The sequence below is a fragment of the Acinetobacter sp. LoGeW2-3 genome (genome assembly GCF_002688565.1).
Lineage (GTDB): Bacteria > Pseudomonadota > Gammaproteobacteria > Pseudomonadales > Moraxellaceae > Acinetobacter.
The window spans coordinates 2,358,325-2,375,394 of the sequence record NZ_CP024011.1 but is presented as its reverse complement, the minus strand read 5'-3'; the positions used below and the strand labels follow the sequence as shown (position 1 = coordinate 2,375,394).

The 17,070-nt window shown below is 43.1% G+C and carries 22 protein-coding genes; all 22 read right to left on the bottom strand.

Annotated features, from left to right (window positions below; all coding sequences use genetic code 11):
- Positions 1-31: 31 nt before the first annotated feature.
- A complete protein-coding gene (locus BS636_RS11530) occupies positions 32-397 on the bottom strand; it encodes a lipopolysaccharide assembly protein LapA domain-containing protein (protein WP_004815608.1) in 366 nt (121 codons plus the stop codon).
- A 15-nt stretch (positions 398-412) separates the two neighbouring features.
- Positions 413-718, bottom strand: coding sequence for an integration host factor subunit beta (locus tag BS636_RS11525; protein ID WP_004815605.1), 306 nt, complete (start codon positions 716-718; stop codon positions 413-415).
- Positions 719-881: 163 nt separating this feature from the next.
- A complete protein-coding gene (gene rpsA / locus BS636_RS11520; protein ID WP_004815604.1) occupies positions 882-2,558 on the bottom strand; it encodes a 30S ribosomal protein S1 in 1,677 nt (558 codons plus the stop codon).
- A 116-nt stretch (positions 2,559-2,674) separates the two neighbouring features.
- Positions 2,675-3,358, bottom strand: coding sequence for a (d)CMP kinase (gene cmk / locus BS636_RS11515; RefSeq protein WP_099338893.1), 684 nt, complete (start codon positions 3,356-3,358; stop codon positions 2,675-2,677).
- A 17-nt stretch (positions 3,359-3,375) separates the two neighbouring features.
- On the bottom strand, positions 3,376-3,807 hold the full coding sequence (locus BS636_RS11510) for an SRPBCC family protein (protein ID WP_099338892.1): 432 nt from the start codon (positions 3,805-3,807) through the stop codon (positions 3,376-3,378).
- A 51-nt stretch (positions 3,808-3,858) separates the two neighbouring features.
- Positions 3,859-4,380, bottom strand: a complete 522-nt coding sequence (tadA, locus tag BS636_RS11505; RefSeq protein ID WP_099338891.1) for a tRNA adenosine(34) deaminase TadA — start codon at positions 4,378-4,380, stop codon at positions 3,859-3,861.
- A 3-nt stretch (positions 4,381-4,383) separates the two neighbouring features.
- Positions 4,384-5,508: an enoyl-CoA hydratase/isomerase family protein gene (locus BS636_RS11500; RefSeq protein WP_099338890.1), complete on the bottom strand. Its 1,125-nt coding sequence runs from the start codon at positions 5,506-5,508 to the stop codon at positions 4,384-4,386.
- The gene (gene ung, locus BS636_RS11495) at positions 5,505-6,221 is read right to left on the bottom strand and encodes a uracil-DNA glycosylase (RefSeq protein ID WP_099338889.1); all 717 of its coding nucleotides are present in this window, start codon (positions 6,219-6,221) and stop codon (positions 5,505-5,507) included. Before ung ends, BS636_RS11500 begins: the two co-directional genes overlap by 4 nt.
- Positions 6,222-6,266: 45 nt before the next feature.
- Positions 6,267-6,863, bottom strand: coding sequence for a 6-pyruvoyl trahydropterin synthase family protein (locus tag BS636_RS11490; protein ID WP_099338888.1), 597 nt, complete (start codon positions 6,861-6,863; stop codon positions 6,267-6,269).
- A gap of 147 nt (positions 6,864-7,010) precedes the next feature.
- Positions 7,011-7,958: a type II secretion system minor pseudopilin GspK gene (gene gspK, locus BS636_RS11485; protein WP_099338887.1), complete on the bottom strand. Its 948-nt coding sequence runs from the start codon at positions 7,956-7,958 to the stop codon at positions 7,011-7,013.
- A 9-nt stretch (positions 7,959-7,967) separates the two neighbouring features.
- Positions 7,968-8,603, bottom strand: a complete 636-nt coding sequence (gene gspJ, locus BS636_RS11480) for a type II secretion system minor pseudopilin GspJ (protein WP_099338886.1) — start codon at positions 8,601-8,603, stop codon at positions 7,968-7,970.
- Positions 8,600-9,100 (bottom strand): type II secretion system minor pseudopilin GspI, encoded by a 501-nt coding sequence (gspI, locus tag BS636_RS11475; RefSeq protein ID WP_099338885.1) that lies wholly within the window; start codon positions 9,098-9,100, stop codon positions 8,600-8,602. Before gspI ends, gspJ begins: the two co-directional genes overlap by 4 nt.
- Positions 9,090-9,650, bottom strand: coding sequence for a pilus assembly FimT family protein (locus tag BS636_RS11470; RefSeq protein WP_099338884.1), 561 nt, complete (start codon positions 9,648-9,650; stop codon positions 9,090-9,092). The genes gspI and BS636_RS11470 overlap by 11 nt, the downstream gene beginning before the upstream one ends.
- 9 nt (positions 9,651-9,659) lie before the next feature.
- The gene (locus tag BS636_RS11465; RefSeq protein ID WP_099338883.1) at positions 9,660-10,274 is read right to left on the bottom strand and encodes a TetR/AcrR family transcriptional regulator; all 615 of its coding nucleotides are present in this window, start codon (positions 10,272-10,274) and stop codon (positions 9,660-9,662) included.
- Between the two features lie 43 nt (positions 10,275-10,317).
- The gene (locus BS636_RS11460; protein WP_099338882.1) at positions 10,318-11,091 is read right to left on the bottom strand and encodes a TatD family hydrolase; all 774 of its coding nucleotides are present in this window, start codon (positions 11,089-11,091) and stop codon (positions 10,318-10,320) included.
- A 26-nt stretch (positions 11,092-11,117) separates the two neighbouring features.
- Positions 11,118-11,453, bottom strand: a complete 336-nt coding sequence (locus tag BS636_RS11455; RefSeq protein WP_099338881.1) for a PilZ domain-containing protein — start codon at positions 11,451-11,453, stop codon at positions 11,118-11,120.
- A 20-nt stretch (positions 11,454-11,473) separates the two neighbouring features.
- Entirely contained in the window at positions 11,474-12,457 is a 984-nt protein-coding gene (locus tag BS636_RS11450) for a DNA polymerase III subunit delta' (protein ID WP_099338880.1), read from the bottom strand.
- A 14-nt stretch (positions 12,458-12,471) separates the two neighbouring features.
- Entirely contained in the window at positions 12,472-13,233 is a 762-nt protein-coding gene (gene kdsB, locus BS636_RS11445) for a 3-deoxy-manno-octulosonate cytidylyltransferase (protein ID WP_099338879.1), read from the bottom strand.
- Positions 13,234-13,245: 12 nt separating this feature from the next.
- Positions 13,246-14,250: a tetraacyldisaccharide 4'-kinase gene (lpxK, locus tag BS636_RS11440; protein WP_099338878.1), complete on the bottom strand. Its 1,005-nt coding sequence runs from the start codon at positions 14,248-14,250 to the stop codon at positions 13,246-13,248.
- 3 nt (positions 14,251-14,253) lie between these two features.
- Positions 14,254-15,981 carry a lipid A export permease/ATP-binding protein MsbA gene (msbA, locus tag BS636_RS11435; protein WP_099338877.1) on the bottom strand — a complete coding sequence of 576 codons (1,728 nt, stop codon included), beginning with the start codon at positions 15,979-15,981 and terminating at the stop codon, positions 14,254-14,256.
- Positions 15,981-16,403: an ExbD/TolR family protein gene (locus tag BS636_RS11430; protein ID WP_004815566.1), complete on the bottom strand. Its 423-nt coding sequence runs from the start codon at positions 16,401-16,403 to the stop codon at positions 15,981-15,983. The genes msbA and BS636_RS11430 overlap by 1 nt, the downstream gene beginning before the upstream one ends.
- Positions 16,404-16,411: 8 nt before the next feature.
- On the bottom strand, positions 16,412-17,050 hold the full coding sequence (locus BS636_RS11425) for a MotA/TolQ/ExbB proton channel family protein (protein WP_099338876.1): 639 nt from the start codon (positions 17,048-17,050) through the stop codon (positions 16,412-16,414).
- Positions 17,051-17,070: the final 20 nt, after the last annotated feature.

Below are 17,070 nucleotides of genomic sequence, written 5' to 3'. Positions count from 1 at the left end.
TATAAATATTCAAAGTTATGACATCACATCCTTATAAAGGTGTAGAAGGTCGATCCTGGGGATGGATATCAACAACTGTCTTTTCATGGCGTGAATGAGCAGCTGCTTCTGCTGCCATCAGCTTCGCTGTATTTAACTGCTCTTTACGCAGGTGGTCTATGTCTTTACGCAGTCGTTTAATTTCCCAGCTGTTTTGGAAAACTTTAAATACCTGTACACCCAGCAGTAGGCCAAGAATGACACCCAATGACAGTGTCAACAACAATAACAGGCCTAAACGCATTGCAGGAACCTGGGTAAATAACAGGTCTACAGATAGTTCAGTTCCATTTTGCAATACCAGTGCCAGTGAATACCCAAAGACGACGAGTAATAAAACGACGAGTACGTAACGCATAGAACGCCCCTTGAATTATTTGTTTGCCGATTCGTTTACAGCATCACGTAATGCCTTACCTGGTTTGAAGTGTGGAACCGCTTTTGCTGCGACTTCAACAGACTTACCAGTTTTCGGATTGCGGCCGATACGTGGCTCGCGATGATGCAATGCGAAGCTGCCAAACCCACGAATCTCAATACGATTGTCTGTAGACAATGCTTCGATCATTTGATCGATCATGATTTTCACAGCTTCTTCAACTAAAGGCTCAGCTAAATGCGGGTTCTTTAGGGAAATACGCTCTATTAAATCAGACTTATTAAGTGCTTCAGTAGTCATCTGCGACCTCTTTAATTATCAAGCTACTTGGACTCTCTATTCCGATAATAACCTGTTTAAATACAAAACGGTAGCGCAATAATTAAATACTACGCTACCGTTTACAGTAATCGTGCAGAAAATATTAGTTAACTTACATTAACAATACATTTCCTGTGCTTACTTAGTTGCTCATTTGCGCCTTGATCAGGTCACCAATAGTCTTAGGACCATTTTCTTGACCAGCAGCAGCTGTTTTCAAGTTAGCTACAGCTTCTTTCTCTTCAGCTTCGTCTTTCGCTTTGATAGACAAATTGATAGAGCGAGATTTACGATCTACATTGATGATCTTAGCTTCAACTTCTTGACCAACTTCAAGGAACTTAGTTGCATCTTCAACGCGGTCGCGGTTGATTTCAGATGCTTTAAGAGTCGCTTCAACTTCGTCAGCTAACTTAACTGTAGCGCCTTTAGCGTCAACAGCAGTTACAGTACCTTTAACAAGCGCACCGCGTTCGTTAGCAGCTAAGAAATCGTTGAATGGATCGCTGTTCAATTGTTTGATACCAAGGCTGATACGGTTGCCTTCAGCGTCTACAGACAGGATAACCGCTTCAACAGTGTCACCTTTCTTGTAACGACGAATCGCTTCTTCGCCTTGTTCGTTCCAAGAAATGTCAGACAAGTGAACTAGACCATCGATACCGCCTGGTAAACCGATGAAGATACCGAAGTCAGTGATTGACTTGATAGTACCGGATACTTTTTCGCCTTTGTCGTGGTTCTTAGCAAACTCTTCCCATGGGTTAGCACGAGTTTGTTTGATACCAAGAGAGATACGACGACGCTCTTCGTCCACTTCAAGAACCATAACGTCAACTTCGTCACCGATCTGAACAACTTTAGATGGGTGGATGTTTTTGTTAGTGTGGTCCATTTCAGAAACGTGTACTAGACCTTCAACGCCTTCAGCGATTTCTGCGAAACAGCCGTAGTCAGTCAGGTTAGTTACGCGAGCTTTAACGATAGAACCTTTAGGGTAACGGCTCATGATCGCTAACCATGGATCTTCGCCTAATTGTTTAAGGCCTAAAGATACGCGGTTACGTTCACGGTCGAATTTAAGTACTTTAACAGTAACTTCTTGACCAACTTCAACAACTTCTGATGGGTGCTTGATACGTTTCCAAGCCATGTCAGTGATGTGAAGAAGACCATCGATACCGCCAAGGTCAACGAACGCGCCGTAGTCAGTAAGGTTCTTAATCGTACCAGTAACTGTTTGACCTTCTTCAAGCTGAGCAAGAAGAGCTTCACGGTCAGCTGAAGATTCAGCTTCCATAACTGCACGACGTGAAACAACAACGTTGTTACGTTTAGCGTCAAGTTTGATTACTTTGAATTCTAACTCTTTGCCTTCTAAGTGAGTAGTATCACGAATAGGACGAGTATCAACTAAAGAACCTGGAAGGAACGCACGAACTGGACCGATGTCAACAGTGAAACCGCCTTTAACTTTACCAGAGATAACACCAGTAACGATTTCGCCGTCTTCAAAGATTTTTTCAAGTTTAGTCCAAGTCTCAGCGCGTTTAGCTTTTTCGCGAGAAAGAACAGTTTGACCCATACCATTGTCAAGTGCTTCAACAACTACGTCTACAGTGTCGCCAACTTGAACTTCAAGTTCGCGTTGTTCATTTAAGAACTCAGCACGGTCAACAACGCCTTCAGATTTAAGGCCAGTGTCAACAGTTACCCAGTCAGAGTCGATGCTTACCACAACGCCTTGGATGACTGCACCCTTTTCAACGTTGAGGTTTAATTCGCTTTCTTCAAAGAGGGCTGCAAAAGATTCGGTCATGATATATCCGATAAAGTCAGCGGTCTTGGATCAGACAAGGCCGGTTTAGTTAAGCGTCTACATAGTCCCATATAAATCTGATCGAGCTATGCTTCTGCTGAATTTGATAATTCGGTTTAACGAGCTAACTGGCTGTCGATATAAGCGGTCATCAGATTAAATACTTCATCGATACCCAGTTCTGAGCTGTCGATGATATAAGCATCTGCTGCCGGCTTGAGCGGAGCGACTGTGCGTTCCATATCTCGTTTATCTCGAGCCTGTATATTAGCTAAAATGTCGTTTATTTTAGCATCCAGCCCCATACCCTGCAACTGCTTTACACGTCTGTTCGCACGTGATTCAGCCGATGCAGTCAAATATATCTTGGCTTGGGCATCTGGGAAGATGCTGGTCGCCATGTCACGACCATCTGCAACCAGACCAGGTGCTTGTGCAAAAGCATGCTGACGACCCACTAAAGCTGCTCTAAGTTCAGGAATTGCCGCAACTTTTGAAGCAAACTCCCCCACGCGTTCGGTACGGATAGTATGGGTCACATCTTCACCCTCTAACCACACCTGGATCCCGGTTTCAGTACTTGTAAACTGGATGTCTAAATTTGTAGCAATGTGTACGCATTTTTCCAGTTCAGTATCCAGTGATTCAAGTAAATCCTGCTGATGCAATGACAATCCAAGCAGACGGTACAGCGCACCTGAATCTAGCAGATGGAAACCATAATGCGCTGCGATTTTTGCAGCGAGTGTTCCCTTGCCCGAACCACTTGGTCCATCAATGGTAATAATTTGAACTGTCATTGCTTTTCCATTGTTGTTTATACAGATTTTGCGAGTTTTGCGAAGCCTAGTTTAATCCCTGCTTTCAGCTGTGCAAGGATTAATTTACTAACAAAAGGTGCACGCGCCTGCAATTCGATGGTGTAGGTCACTAGAGTTTTATCCTCTGAAACGGCTTCAAACTCGATAATTCCCAAGTGATGTTTCACTAAAGGATTTTTAATAATTTTGTATTCAATACGAGAATTCGGTTCAAGCAGCGTGATCTGTTCCTTTAACGGTTTAATCGGACCAATACCTAAGCTGCGTACTGATCCCAAACCATCAGGACGTTCTGGATCAGTAGAATCCTTGATACGTTCCACCTGAATCGGTGCAAAGGCGACATTGTAAGTTGCATGTTTAGACAGCAGATCAAACACCTGTGCTAAAGGTGCAGGAAATTCTTTTTTTACTTGTATAGCGTTCATCGTAAGTCCTGATTAGGGTTGTTATTTTCAAGAGCTCATATTAAACAGAATTCATGCCTGATTCTGATCATTGACTTGCCTTTCTTGTAACTTTAATTGTTTTTTCTGTTCCCGACGCATTTTAAAAAATGCACTTAATTGCTGCGAACATTCTTCCTGCAAACAGCCGCCTGAAAATTCGAATACATGATTGTAATAACCAGTTTCGAACAACTGACGCACACTGACCAATGAACCCGCTTTTGGCTCCGTAGCACCAAACACGACTTTAGAAATACGTGAATGTACCAGTGCCCCAACACACATCGTGCAAGGTTCCAAGGTGACGTAGAGAACAGCATCTTCAGGAAGGCGGTAATTTTGAATCGCCTGACAGGCTTCACGAATCGCCACGATCTCCGCATGTGCAGTGGGATCATTCAATGAAATTGGAGAATTGAAGCCTCGACCAATAATCTTGTTATTACTGACAATGATAGCACCTACAGGGATTTCTCCCTGTGCTGCCGCTAATGCAGCCTGCTCATAGGCAAACTGCATCCATTCTTCATCGGTTTTAATGTGTTCAGTCATGAATCAGCTGATCACACCATACTGTCTTAACAGAGCATTCCAGCTATCAATATTAGTCACTGGGGGATTATCGCCAAGGATACCTTTCAGGCTTAGATCACTACCTTTATTCCATTCTGGAGACAGGTCTTTGTCGACAAGACGTGCACGTACCCCTTCCACAAAGTCAGGATGACGAATTTTCCAGTCCGAAATCTGGATTTCCAGTTCAAACACTTCATTCCAAGAAGGTAATTTCTTACCCCATTGCCATAACAACCAGGTTAATGCAGCAGTCGCCGGAGAACCTTTTTGCAAATTTTCACTGGCTTGACGTAACCAGTCACTACGCGCATCTTTTAAACCAACAATGGCTTCATAGTCATGCTCGAAGTTCACACCACGACAAACACTGTGGATCACATCGAGTGAGTTTTGTAGCGGTCCAGGACCGACTGGACGATGCATGCTGTTGAGCGTGTCATCAATGGCACGGAAATCACCTGCAGGATAATGATCCCAGTCAATATTCACCATTTTATCCAGTACTGCATCACGCTGAATATCACAGATATGGGTTGCCCAACCGATACCATAAGCACCAGCCGCAGTCATGATTGAACCAGTCAAACCGGTAAACAAGCCAATCGCACCACGGTCTGCCAGAAAGCGCGTTGCGCCTACATCCGGATATAGACCAATATTGATTTCCGGCATTGCTAAACGTGAATATGGGGTTACTAAACGGAACGGTGCCGCCATAAACAGACCTAGGCCACCGCCCATCACATAACCTTCGCCCCAAACTAATACGGGTTTAGCATAGTTATGTAGCAATAGGTCTAATGCGTATTCCTGTTCAAAGAATTTGTTCGCAGTTGCAACTTCGTCATTGATGACCAATTGGCGCAACTTACGTACATCTCCACCCGCACAAAATGCTTTAGGTGTGGTCGAATCGAACCAGATTGCCTTTACATTGTCATCGTGATGAAAATCTTCAAAGACCTCAAGCAAGGCAGTTGCAATGGTTTCATCCAATGCATGTAATGATTTTGGACGATTTAATCGAACGATGCGCCATCCATTTTGGGCTTCTTCGACAATCAGATCCGAGTGATATTGTTTTGATACGGGAGAATATGTCATGCGTCCAGCTGCCAATCTATAGGCTCAATGCCATGTTGTTTAAGATAATTGTTTGCTTTGGAAAAAACTTTACAACCAAAGAATCCGCCACGGTTTGCCGACAAAGGCGATGGGTGTGCGGCTTTAAGTACAAGGTGTTTATTCTCATCAATGCGTTGTCCTTTACGCTGCGCGTAAGCACCCCAAAGAATAAAGACCACATTTTCACGTTGTTCATTAATGACATCAATCACGTGATCGGTAAATTCTTCCCAGCCACGTTTTTGATGCGAGGTTGGCTGACCTGCTTCTACAGTCAATACTGCATTCAGAAGTAATACACCCTGTTCTGCCCAATGGGTCAAGTTGCCATGTTTAGGAATCGCTACGCCTAAATCTGAATGTAACTCATGAAAAATATTACGCAAAGATGGAGGCAATGCAACCCCTTTTTGCACCGAGAAACTCAAGCCATGCGCTTGATTCGGTCCATGATAAGGATCTTGTCCTAAAATCACCACTTTCACTTGATCTAGCGGCGTGGTATTTAGTGCATTAAAAATCATGTGGTTCGGTGGATAAATAACTTTATCTGCTTTTTTTTCTTCAATCAGAAAATTTTTAAGCGCATCCATTTTTGGACCAAGCAGAAAATCACTCAGTCCATATTTCCAGCTTTCATCTAGCTGTACTTTATTGAGTTTTGCAATTTGCTGTTCAGTTAATAAAGACATTAGTTCATCCTAAATTGATGTCATGCAGTTTAAAACTAAAACAGCTTAAACTTTTACCTGTAGGTCTACAGTTGGATTATGGAACGGCGTACCCTGCTTCAATTTATTGAACATATCAGGATCAGTCCATTCAATTTGCACCTGTTCAGAGAATTCAATCTGATCCAGGCTGAGTAAACCCATTTGCTCATTCTCGATATCTTCCAGGAAACTTTGCGCATAACCGGTATCGGTTTCATGAACAATCACTGAATACACCTCGACATCGCCTTCACCATTTTGGGTAATGGTTGAAGCCAACACTTGCTGCGCTATAAAGAAGAAAATACGGGAGAACTGTTCAGCGGACGGCGATACCGGTAATGACACCCAACGTGCACTAAAATTTTTACAAGCCTGAATATATTCGGCATTATCATCCTGCCAAAAACAGATGGCGTGATCGAATGAATCAAAAAAGTCTTTGATGACACCTTTGAGCAAGCCAAAGTCATATACCATCTGGCCATGATCGAGCTTAGAGGCTTTCAGCAGTAATTCTACTTTATAACTATGACCATGGATCGAACGCTTACAGCGATCCGATGTGCAATTTCGCACGATATGAGCATTTTCAAACTTAAATAACTTACGAATTAACATGTGCCGTAATGTCGTCAAAAAATAGGTGAATTCACTGCAATTATAAAGCAAAACTATAGGGATGAGGATTAATTTTGCAGTTCACGTTAATAGACAAAACGGATCACATACAGCTTCTACGCACTCAGGCTTAAGTATGAAGATGAGTTAAAATGGCGCCATATTACGGTACGAGACATATACCTGTTTATCTTCCCGAACCAGATCGCTACTAAACTGACGTTTACGTTCGCTCAACATCACTTCGATCCGCGCTTTAAAGAACTGGGATTTCACCCCTAATAGATTGGCAAACAGGTTGCGATTTTCAGCAGCGACCTGGTCAAAAGGAGCCACTTGCCAAAGCTCAGACACGTTAGCAAAGTGTTCCTGATTGCCAAATTTAAGATCTAATGCCTGTTGTACTGCATTGACATCCAGTTTGTCATCTAGACTCGCCAGTACAGCGGCTGGTGCCGTATTGATATTCACCTGTGTGTCACTCAAAGGTACTGCTGTTACATATGGTAGGAGCAGTTTATAGCGATTTTCTTCAAACCCACGTACCAGCTTGAGTTGTTCCACACTATGAAACTTGGCATTTGGTGGCAATGCAGCATTCGGCAGACCTTGATAATAATTCGATTCTGCCCCCATCGGTCCAATTGGCAATTCATCCTGATCCTGCCAGTCAATTACTGCTTCACTCAATTGTTCGGATAGACCTACCCGTTTCAGAATCAGCTCAAACCACTTCTTGGCGGGTTCATTTACGGTTCCATCTTCAGCCACCAAACTGTTCAGATTAAACTTACCTGATTCATCTTCAAGCTTGCCAGCGACATAACCATCATCCACCGGAAAAGGTGGCATCTGTTGTGCCCAGGTTTCATTCAGATGATCCACATCTGCTGCATTTTCAGCATCATCCACAAGCAGCTCAGAAAAAAAGGCTTCAGCACTTTTTGCGTACATCAGGGACTGATTTTGGCGCATCAGATAAGCTGTGCTTTCAGCGGTCGCTGCCTGACGTTTGGCAATCGTTGCTGCCAGAATGGTTGCTAATGCGACCATCACCAGAATAGTTATTAATGCGATGCCCTGTTGCTGCTTCATACTTATACTCTAAGCGCCGCCCATATTATTGGTATTATTTGAAAGATAGTCTGTATTCAGCAAACTAAACAGCCACTCATACTGCACACCCTGTACAATCAGATTGATCTTGATGCCTTTCGGTAAAATCTGCTTGTTTTCAATTCGATTTAAATCTTGCCCACTGTCCGGCCACTGATTGAGTTCATTGGGATTAAGTACGGTAATCTGAAACTGCTCCACATCATTCAGTAACACGCTCGATTCAGGCTGGTCACGTCCGGTCTGGTTCAAATTTCTGAATTTAAGTCGATAAACTTTCTGCTCATCCGCCCGATATTGATATTCCACTCGCTCATCCGGTGCGATGCCCTGCTCCAGTGGATCGGTAACTCCGGTTTTACTAAAGTTTAAACGACCATCTTGCAGCACCAAAGCTGGCTGGATATCACCATTCACATTTGCGGTTAATGGCACAGTTTGCACCGTATCGCGCAGAATCTGCTGATAGCCCTGCTGTAATTGATTCAGTTTTTGTTCATGGACGGTATTCTGATCACGTGTAACCCGAATATGGTCAAAGACCTGCCAGCCCAATGCAGACAATATAGCAAAGATCGCAATCGCAACCAGAAGCTCAACCAGGGTAAATCCATTCTTTTTCATTGTACCTGATTCACCCGATGATTAAAGAACACCAGACTGCTGACGCCGGATTCCAGTTGACCAGTATCAGCATTCACAATACCAACCTGAATATCGACACGCTGCACATTCGGACTGATGGTTGGTTCAGATTTCTTATCAATCTGCCAGGTCTCACCCTGCTGGGTAATTTGCCGGGATGAAGTTCCCGTGAGCCATTCCTGATTAATTTCCATCTGCGCAGCTTCATTTAAAGCAACAAATTGGGCTTTAGTGCGTAAAATAGCATGCGTTGTTGACTGAGTGTATTGCATCGCCACTTTGGTTAATGCCATTGCTGCGGTCGCAAAAATAGCAAGTGCGACCATGACTTCTAGTAAGGTAAAGCCTGAGCCACGTCGAGCACTGCTCGATCGTGGCGAAAGTCCGAAAGCTGTGTTTGAGGAGCATAAAACAAGCCTATTTTCTTTCTTAGCTTGAAAAGAGGATGAATTAGCTGAAAGTGATTTATTCTTCATCAACAATCTTACCCAAGTGGTCGATTTCAATCGCAGAACCGACTTCATTATTATCAAAATAAAATTGAATCCGTACCGGCTTCACTTCTCCATTACCTAGCCAAATCAATTTTGGCGCATCCTGCATGGTCAGATCGCGATTTTGTGCATTTTTATAACGCTGATCCAAAGGCTGAATCTGCAAAGATACTTTATCTGGCAAAGTTTGGGTTTTAAATTCGGTATAGGGAATCCACTTCTGCGGTGTGCTACTCAATTTAAAATCTGTGTTGGGTGGATTCTTCTGATATTCCACGACAGTATATTGAAATGGACTGACATCCGTTGCAGTCTGAGTCTGTAAGGCCAGCACCCGAGCCTGATCATTGGCTTCACGTAAAATACGTTGCAGATCCAGCATAAATACTTCACGTGCCTGCATAGCTTTGCGCTGATCCACCCCACCAATATTCAACATCACCAAGGAGGCCAGAATCCCCATAATGACAATCACCACCATCAATTCGATGAGCGTAAAACCACGACTTGATGGCAGTGACTGGATTTTCATGGAATGCCTTTAAGCAAATTGCTCAACCGAATTGATTTTCTTTGGCAAAGCCAGTGCCTGGTCGATATAGGCCACGCGTAACGTATCACGAGAACCGAGATAACGTTGATAGAAACTTGAATTCAAAATTGCGGCTGCACCATGCGTAAGTGACCAGATCGAAGCAAGATAATCACGCACCGGCATACTGCTTTGAATCGATTCCAGATAGCTTTCTGTCATACGAATAATTAAACGCAAACGCTGTTTACGAATCTGGTAAAGCTCAGTAAATAGTTGCTGAATACCCACCCCAGTCGTTGATAAGCGTTCCTCAATCTGATGGAACAATACCGTACGTTCTGGATGGTGAAGATGGTGCAACATAAAGAAAGCCAAGTGTTCTGGAAAAGCCTTTTCCGCATCCTGAATCATTTCCAGTAGCATGCGTTCATTACGAATGATGAGTAGCATGTACAGCTCATCCTTACTCTGGAAATGTTTATAGAGTGTACCTTTGGCCAAATCCAGTTCTGCAGCCAACGCATCTAGCGTCATACCTGCTTCACCATTTTCCAGTAACAGCTGTTCTGAGACTTGAAAAATTAAGGTTTCTCTTGCTCGAAACTGAGCCTGACGATCCATCTTCACCCTATAAACTCTCTTCTGCTCTTATTTAATTCATGTATTACTTAAAATTTAGAAGATTTTCAAAATTCTGCATTGTGATTGCAGCCATTTCTTCCAAGCTCTTATCATATACATCACATAAGGCTTTGGCTACAAATGGAACGTATTTCGGTTCATTAGATTTACCACGATACGGTACGGGTGCCAGATAAGGACTATCAGTTTCAATTAGCACACGATCCAGTGGAACTTGCTTCGCGACATCACGTAAATCCTGGGCATTTTTGAAAGAGACAATACCTGAAAAAGACACATAATAACCGCAGTCCAAAACTGCTTTGGCTGTTTCCCAATCTTCAGTAAAGCAATGCAAAATACCATGTGTAGATTTTTCCGCACGAATAATATCTACCGTGTCATGTTTGGCAGAACGGGTATGAACCACCACTGGTTTTTTCACGATTTGAGATGCATGGATATGACGTGCAAAACAATCTTTTTGTTCTGCAATAAAATCGGTGCTATGGAAATAATCCAGACCTGTTTCACCTAAGGCCCAGACTTTTTCCGGCTGCGCCAGCTCAACTAGATAATCAGTGGTAGCACGCGCCATGGTTGTGGCATCTTCACAAGGATGCACACCGACGGTATAACCCACATCAGCATGTCGTGCGGCAATCTTGGCCAGTTCGATATGATCATCAAGATCTACCGAAATACTCATAAATTTGGAGACACCTGCTTCACGCGCTTGTGCCAGCGCCAGATCCAGATCACCGTTGTAAGGCGTTAAGTCGAGTAAGGTTAAATGACAATGCGTATCTACAAACACGGTGCAGTCCTTTCAGCAGGGAGAATCTACATAGTGTAGCTTCTACGCCCTGCAGATTTAAGCCCCGCAACCAATCGTTCGGCCTCATTTTTAAAGAAAACGCCTTTTTCCCCACTCAACTGGATGCCAAAACCTTGTGGTTTAATGCCATTTTGTTTTTGTGATACCCAGATCACTTTACCAGTTAAAGGAATTTTTTGAGATTGTTCAGGCAAAGTGGTCAGGACGAAAACTTCATCCCCCAGATTCACCGCCTGCTTGGAAGGAATAAAAAGACCGCCGCCTGCAACAAATGGCATATAGCTGGCAAATAGAGTTTCTATATCAGGAATATTCGCCTGAATAATCCCCCCATACGTGATTGCATATTCTTCTCCTTCTTTTAAAGATTCATCAGTCGAATACAGAGTTGGTCCAGAACCAGATTGCTTTGTACATTCTGTTCCAGATACTGTTTAGACTGCTGAAATTCCCCATAAATATCAAAAAGCTGTTCTAATGAATATTGTGCAGCCAGTACATCAAATTCTAAATCGATGTTTTTAATGGCTTGATTTAGCTTGACACAAATCAAATCCGACAACAAGTACTCAAACATCTGCCCGAAGTCACTAAAACTTAAGCTTTTGTTCCATCGAGTTGCAATTGCGATCGGCATATTTTTTTCTATGACCAGTTTTTTCCAGTCTTGCAGAAAATCTTGACGCATTGGCATCCAAGCGCTTTGTGCCACTTCGATGGCTTGTAACGGCATCTGATTTGCCAGATTCATTAATAATTGTTGTTGTGAAGATCCTGCTTCCGGTAGATTTTCACTTAGATAATTTGTCGCCTGATCTGGCGTAATACGGTCCAGTGCAAAATGCTGTAAACGGCTACGAATCGTAGCTGGTAATTTGAGGTAATGATCCGCCAGGAGAATAATGACAATAGTTTCACCCGGCTCTTCCAGTGTTTTCAGCAAAGCATTAGAAGAAGCAATATTCAGTGCTTCAGCAGGTTCAATCACAATAACCCGCCAACCATCTACAGTTTGTTGCACAAATGGTAATAAATCCCGGATCTTTTCAATCTTGATTTTGGCATTCTGCTTTTTGTTTTCTTCATCGGTACTGATATAGACATAGTTGGGATGGGTATCTGCCTTCAGCCACTGACAACTACCACATTCACCACAAGGTAAATTTCGTGCATGACGATTTTGACACAACACCCATGCTAGAAATTGTTGAGTAAAGGCTTCTTTGCCACAGCCCTTTTTGCCATAAAACAGCAAACCATGCCCCAGCTGGGGAAAACGCCCAGTGAGCGTATCCCAAACTTGTTGTTGCCAGGGATAGATTTGTGCGGTGGCATCAAGCGGCATAGTCAATTCTCAAATTAGGCAAATACAGATGGATCAAGTTGGTTTAGACGATCCAGATCCTGCTGGGTATCTACCCCAGGTGGCAGGCTGACTTCTGCAACTGAAATGGCAATACGATGGCCATTTTCCAGCACACGCAACTGTTCTAGAGATTCTAGCTTTTCTAGCACACCCATATCCCAAGTTACGTATTCCTGAAGCAGCTTTACACGGTAAGCGTACAAGCCTAAATGGCGATAGGCTTGATCATGCAATGTTTGTTCTGCCTGTTTAGCACCATCACGGTCATAAGGAATTGTCGAACGACTAAAATACAGCGCCTGATTATGCTTTGACATCACCACTTTCACGATACTGTCACGCTGGAACTCTTCAAGTTGATGGATAGGCTCACATAGTGTCGACATAGATGATTCTGGTTGATCTACCAGCAACTGGGCTACTTGCTGTACTAGTTGCGCAGGTAATAAAGGCTCATCACCCTGCACATTGACAATAATGTCATTGCTGTCCCAGCCTTTGATCCGAGCGACTTCACTCAAACGATCCGTACCTGATGGATGATTTGGCGATGTAATGACAACATCTATACCTTCGGCACGACATACTTCTGCAATACGTTCATCATCCGTCGCCACACATAAGTCATCAAAGCCTTCCACTTTACGTGCCTGATCCACCACACGTAAAATCATTGGGCTACCATGAATCTCCAGTAAAGGTTTACCCGGCAGGCGGGAGCTGGCAAAGCGTGCGGGAATGACAATATGTTTCATAGTGAATAAGCCTTAAGAAATAGAAATACCATGTTCATTAAGTTGTTGCTGCAAAACTTCATAACAGGCTGGTGATAACACTGCCTCAACAGGCACCACCCAAATATCACGTTTAAATTCCGGATTCTGTTTAAGCAATGCCATGATTTTTACTGCATCTTTCTCAGTGGTAATGATCGGATATTGATCTTCAAACTCTAGATCTTCAATTTCATAATCATGATGATCTGGGAATTCGTGGCACTGGAACTGCTGAATACCCAAGCTTTCCAAAGTCTGATAGAAACGTTGTGGAAAACCAATGCCGACAACAGCATAAAAAGGTAAATTAGGATCGAAGTCCTGCAACTCTGCCCGATTCAGTAAATATGGCTGCGATGGAGCCAAATGCATATGTAAATCAGATTCTGGCTGAGCGGTATGCTCAATCACGGTTCCGGTTTTTAAACGTTCAACCGGTTCACGTAGATAACCTTCCGGCAATAACTTCTGATTACCCAGACCACGATTATTATCCAGTACGATCCATTCAATCTGACGGTTTAAAGCCCAGTGTTGTAGCCCATCATCACAAATGATCAAGTCTAATTCATGCTTGGAAAGTAAAAGCTCAATACTCTGCTGGCGATTTGGTCCGACCGCCATCGGTACACCCGTAGACTGTACGATGAGTGCCGGCTCATCTCCAACAGTTTCTGCGGTTGCTAGCGTATCGACATAGCATGGAAATGGGCCCGTACCACCATAACCACGACTAATAACGCCTACCTTGACATCTTTCTTAGTCAAGTATTCGACCAAATGAATCAAGAGAGGTGTTTTACCACTTCCACCGACCGTAATATTCCCAATTACCATCACCGGCACAGGTGCTGTATAAGACTTTTTAATGCCTTGCTGATACAAAGATTTATTCAGATTAAATGCCGTACTGTACAAGCATGACAATGGGCGCAGTAACACTAACCACTTAGATTGCGCATTCCATGCATCTTGAATCACCTGTGCCAAGGACATGAATTAATGTTCCTCGAAATTACGTTGGTGTAATTGGTAATAAGCACCTTGTCGTGTCATCAGTTCTTGATGTGAGCCTTGCTCCACAATTTGACCTTGATCCATCACTACAATCACATCGGCATTTTCAATAGTCGACAGACGGTGAGCAATCACAATGGTGGTTCGATCTTGCATTGCAGTATCAAAGGCACGCTGAATAAAGTATTCAGATTCATTATCCAGCGCACTTGTCGCTTCATCTAAAATCAAGATCGGTGCATTTTTTAAAATTGCACGTGCAATGGCAATACGCTGACGCTGACCACCAGACAAATTCAAACCTTGTGCACCCAGTGGCGTATCATAACCCTGTGGTAATACCATAATAAAATCATGTGCATAAGCTGCTTTAGCTGCAGCAATAATATCTTCTTCTGCAGCACCTTCTAGCTGGCCATAAGCAATGTTTTCACGCACTGTGCGGTTAAATAACACTACTTGCTGATTCACCATCGCAATTTGGGTACGTAATGCATTCAATTCAAATTCGGTTATATCTTTGCCATCAAACAGAATCTTACCAGAGGTTGTCTCTTGATAGCGCATCAGCAGGTTTACTAGGGAACTCTTACCCGCACCGGAACGTCCGACCAAAGCCACAGTTTGACCCGGCTGAATCTCAAGATTAAAGCCTCGAATCGCTTGATGACCATCTGAATAAGTTAAACCCACATCTTTAAATTGGATTTGACCTTTGAGCGTATCGGTTAAGATGCCCTGGTTCTTTTCTTCTGGTAAATCCAATAATTCAAACACCGAATGCGCTGCAGCCATACCTCGTTGAATTTTTTCATTGACATCGGTTAATGCTTTGATTGGCTTCGCAAGCATCCCTGCTGCAGTAATATAAGCCACGAACTCACCGGCAGAGGTATCTCGCAGAATTTCCGGACGCAATGCAATAAACATCACAATACTGAGTGAAAATGACATGATGAGCTGAACAACCGGACTATTCAGCTGTTGTACCACTACCATTTTCAAACCACGACGTAAGTTTTCAAGTGAATTTTGACGAAAACGTTCTTGCTCATAGTGCTGACCACCAAAAGCTTTGACCACCATATTGGCATTGACCGTTTCTTGCACCACGTGATTGACATCACCCATGGTGTCTTGTACTTGATTTGATAATTTACGCATGCGCTTTGCAGCTTTACGAATAATAAAGCCGATCACTGGCGCAAAGATCAGAATACACATGGTTAAACGCCAATTGGTATACAACAAGTAGCCCAATAGTGCGAGTGTAATTAAACCTTGTTGAATTAAGGTTTTGAGTGCTTCTGTTGAAGCAGCAGTCAACTGCTCAACGTTGTACATAATTTTAGCGGTAATATGACCACTGGTATTATCTAAATAATACTGTGATGGTAAACGGAGTAGCTTGCCAAAGACTTCTTGACGAATATTAAAGACTAAATTACGAGAAATGACTGCAGTAAAATATCCCCCCAAGAACAAACCAAGTCCTCGGAAAAACATCAACAGTACAACTAAGAAGGGAAATAGTGTTGTAAAACCTTGATCTCGATGTTGAATCGCATCAATGATTTTCTCTAACAACTTGGCGACAGAAACCTCTGTAGCGGCATTAATCGAGAAGCCAAGCACGACCAATAACGCTATTCCCCAAAACTGTTTTAGATAACTCAGCAGGCGAAAATAGACTTTAAAATCTTGCTTCACTAATAACCTCTAGTTGGTACCTTGGTACTGATATTGATATTCACAAAGCCCAATTGCCCTGCAACATCCATCACACGAATTACATCTTGATGTGCTGCTTTTGCGTCAGCTGCAATCACGAACATTAAATCACGTCGTTCGTTGGAAATCTGTTTAATTGCAGTATTTAAATCAGCCACTTCTTTGCTCGCCAATGACTGCCCATTTACCGCATAGTGTCCATTGGCATCCACAGTAACTTCAACCTTCTGATCAAAGTTCTTTGGTGGCACCCCTTGTGCATCTGGCAAGGTTAAGTTCATCCGACTGAGCTGACTAAAAGTCGTAGAAAGCAATAGAAACACCAAGATGAATAACAGACAGTCAATCATCGGCGTGAGATTGATATGAACATCTTCAACCTGATTGCGTTTGAATTTCATTACTCACCTCAGCTCGCTTTCTGAATGCTTTCATCAGCTTTTGAACCATGCAAATAAAACAGGTCAGCATGGAATAGAGTTGCCTGCTGCTCCAACTCCGCCACATATTCCTGTACCAGACGCTGAAAATAACGATGCGCAAACAAGGCTGGAATGGCGATCAGCATCCCGGCAGCTGTGGTAATCAATGCCTTGGAAATACCCGGCATCATCAAGACTGGATCACTAGTCGTACCTACATCGATCATCAGAAAAGATTCAATAATCCCGATTACAGTACCGAGCAAACCCAGCAAAGGTGCGACTGCACTCAAGGTTCCTAGAAAATTAATATTTCTTTCCAGATAACCAATTTCCTGTGAAGCAACCACTTCCATCTGGGCACGTGCATATTGCTCAGTCTGTTGCTGACTTGCAGCACCTGCTGCAAAAACACGCCCTAATGTACTGCGTTGCAGGGATGCATCTGCATTTAGCTTTTGCATCACCTGACGAGCATTTTGACTTGGACCTATCAGAAGTGTTTTAGGCAATACCAAGTTCTTTTTCAGGCGAATAAAGCGCTCTAATGAAATAGCCACCATGAAAATCGAACACAACACCAAGGGTAGCATCAGCCACCCACCTGCTTTTACCAATTCCCACATCTGATTTACCCCCAATCAAG

What these genes read in the sequence shown, in the direction of transcription:
- BS636_RS11530 (WP_004815608.1), bottom strand. Translation starts at nt 397, where the DNA reads ATGCGTTACGTACTCGTCGTTTTATTACTCGTCGTCTTTGGGTATTCA.
- BS636_RS11525 (WP_004815605.1), bottom strand. Translation starts at nt 718, where the DNA reads ATGACTACTGAAGCACTTAATAAGTCTGATTTAATAGAGCGTATTTCC.
- rpsA (WP_004815604.1), bottom strand. Translation starts at nt 2,558, where the DNA reads ATGACCGAATCTTTTGCAGCCCTCTTTGAAGAAAGCGAATTAAACCTC.
- cmk (WP_099338893.1), bottom strand. Translation starts at nt 3,358, where the DNA reads ATGACAGTTCAAATTATTACCATTGATGGACCAAGTGGTTCGGGCAAG.
- BS636_RS11510 (WP_099338892.1), bottom strand. Translation starts at nt 3,807, where the DNA reads ATGAACGCTATACAAGTAAAAAAAGAATTTCCTGCACCTTTAGCACAG.
- tadA (WP_099338891.1), bottom strand. Translation starts at nt 4,380, where the DNA reads ATGACTGAACACATTAAAACCGATGAAGAATGGATGCAGTTTGCCTAT.
- BS636_RS11500 (WP_099338890.1), bottom strand. Translation starts at nt 5,508, where the DNA reads ATGACATATTCTCCCGTATCAAAACAATATCACTCGGATCTGATTGTC.
- ung (WP_099338889.1), bottom strand. Translation starts at nt 6,221, where the DNA reads ATGTCTTTATTAACTGAACAGCAAATTGCAAAACTCAATAAAGTACAG.
- BS636_RS11490 (WP_099338888.1), bottom strand. Translation starts at nt 6,863, where the DNA reads ATGTTAATTCGTAAGTTATTTAAGTTTGAAAATGCTCATATCGTGCGA.
- gspK (WP_099338887.1), bottom strand. Translation starts at nt 7,958, where the DNA reads ATGAAGCAGCAACAGGGCATCGCATTAATAACTATTCTGGTGATGGTC.
- gspJ (WP_099338886.1), bottom strand. Translation starts at nt 8,603, where the DNA reads ATGAAAAAGAATGGATTTACCCTGGTTGAGCTTCTGGTTGCGATTGCG.
- gspI (WP_099338885.1), bottom strand. Translation starts at nt 9,100, where the DNA reads ATGAAGAATAAATCACTTTCAGCTAATTCATCCTCTTTTCAAGCTAAG.
- BS636_RS11470 (WP_099338884.1), bottom strand. Translation starts at nt 9,650, where the DNA reads ATGAAAATCCAGTCACTGCCATCAAGTCGTGGTTTTACGCTCATCGAA.
- BS636_RS11465 (WP_099338883.1), bottom strand. Translation starts at nt 10,274, where the DNA reads ATGGATCGTCAGGCTCAGTTTCGAGCAAGAGAAACCTTAATTTTTCAA.
- BS636_RS11450 (WP_099338880.1), bottom strand. Translation starts at nt 12,457, where the DNA reads ATGCCGCTTGATGCCACCGCACAAATCTATCCCTGGCAACAACAAGTT.
- kdsB (WP_099338879.1), bottom strand. Translation starts at nt 13,233, where the DNA reads ATGAAACATATTGTCATTCCCGCACGCTTTGCCAGCTCCCGCCTGCCG.
- lpxK (WP_099338878.1), bottom strand. Translation starts at nt 14,250, where the DNA reads ATGTCCTTGGCACAGGTGATTCAAGATGCATGGAATGCGCAATCTAAG.
- BS636_RS11430 (WP_004815566.1), bottom strand. Translation starts at nt 16,403, where the DNA reads ATGAAATTCAAACGCAATCAGGTTGAAGATGTTCATATCAATCTCACG.
- BS636_RS11425 (WP_099338876.1), bottom strand. Translation starts at nt 17,050, where the DNA reads ATGTGGGAATTGGTAAAAGCAGGTGGGTGGCTGATGCTACCCTTGGTG.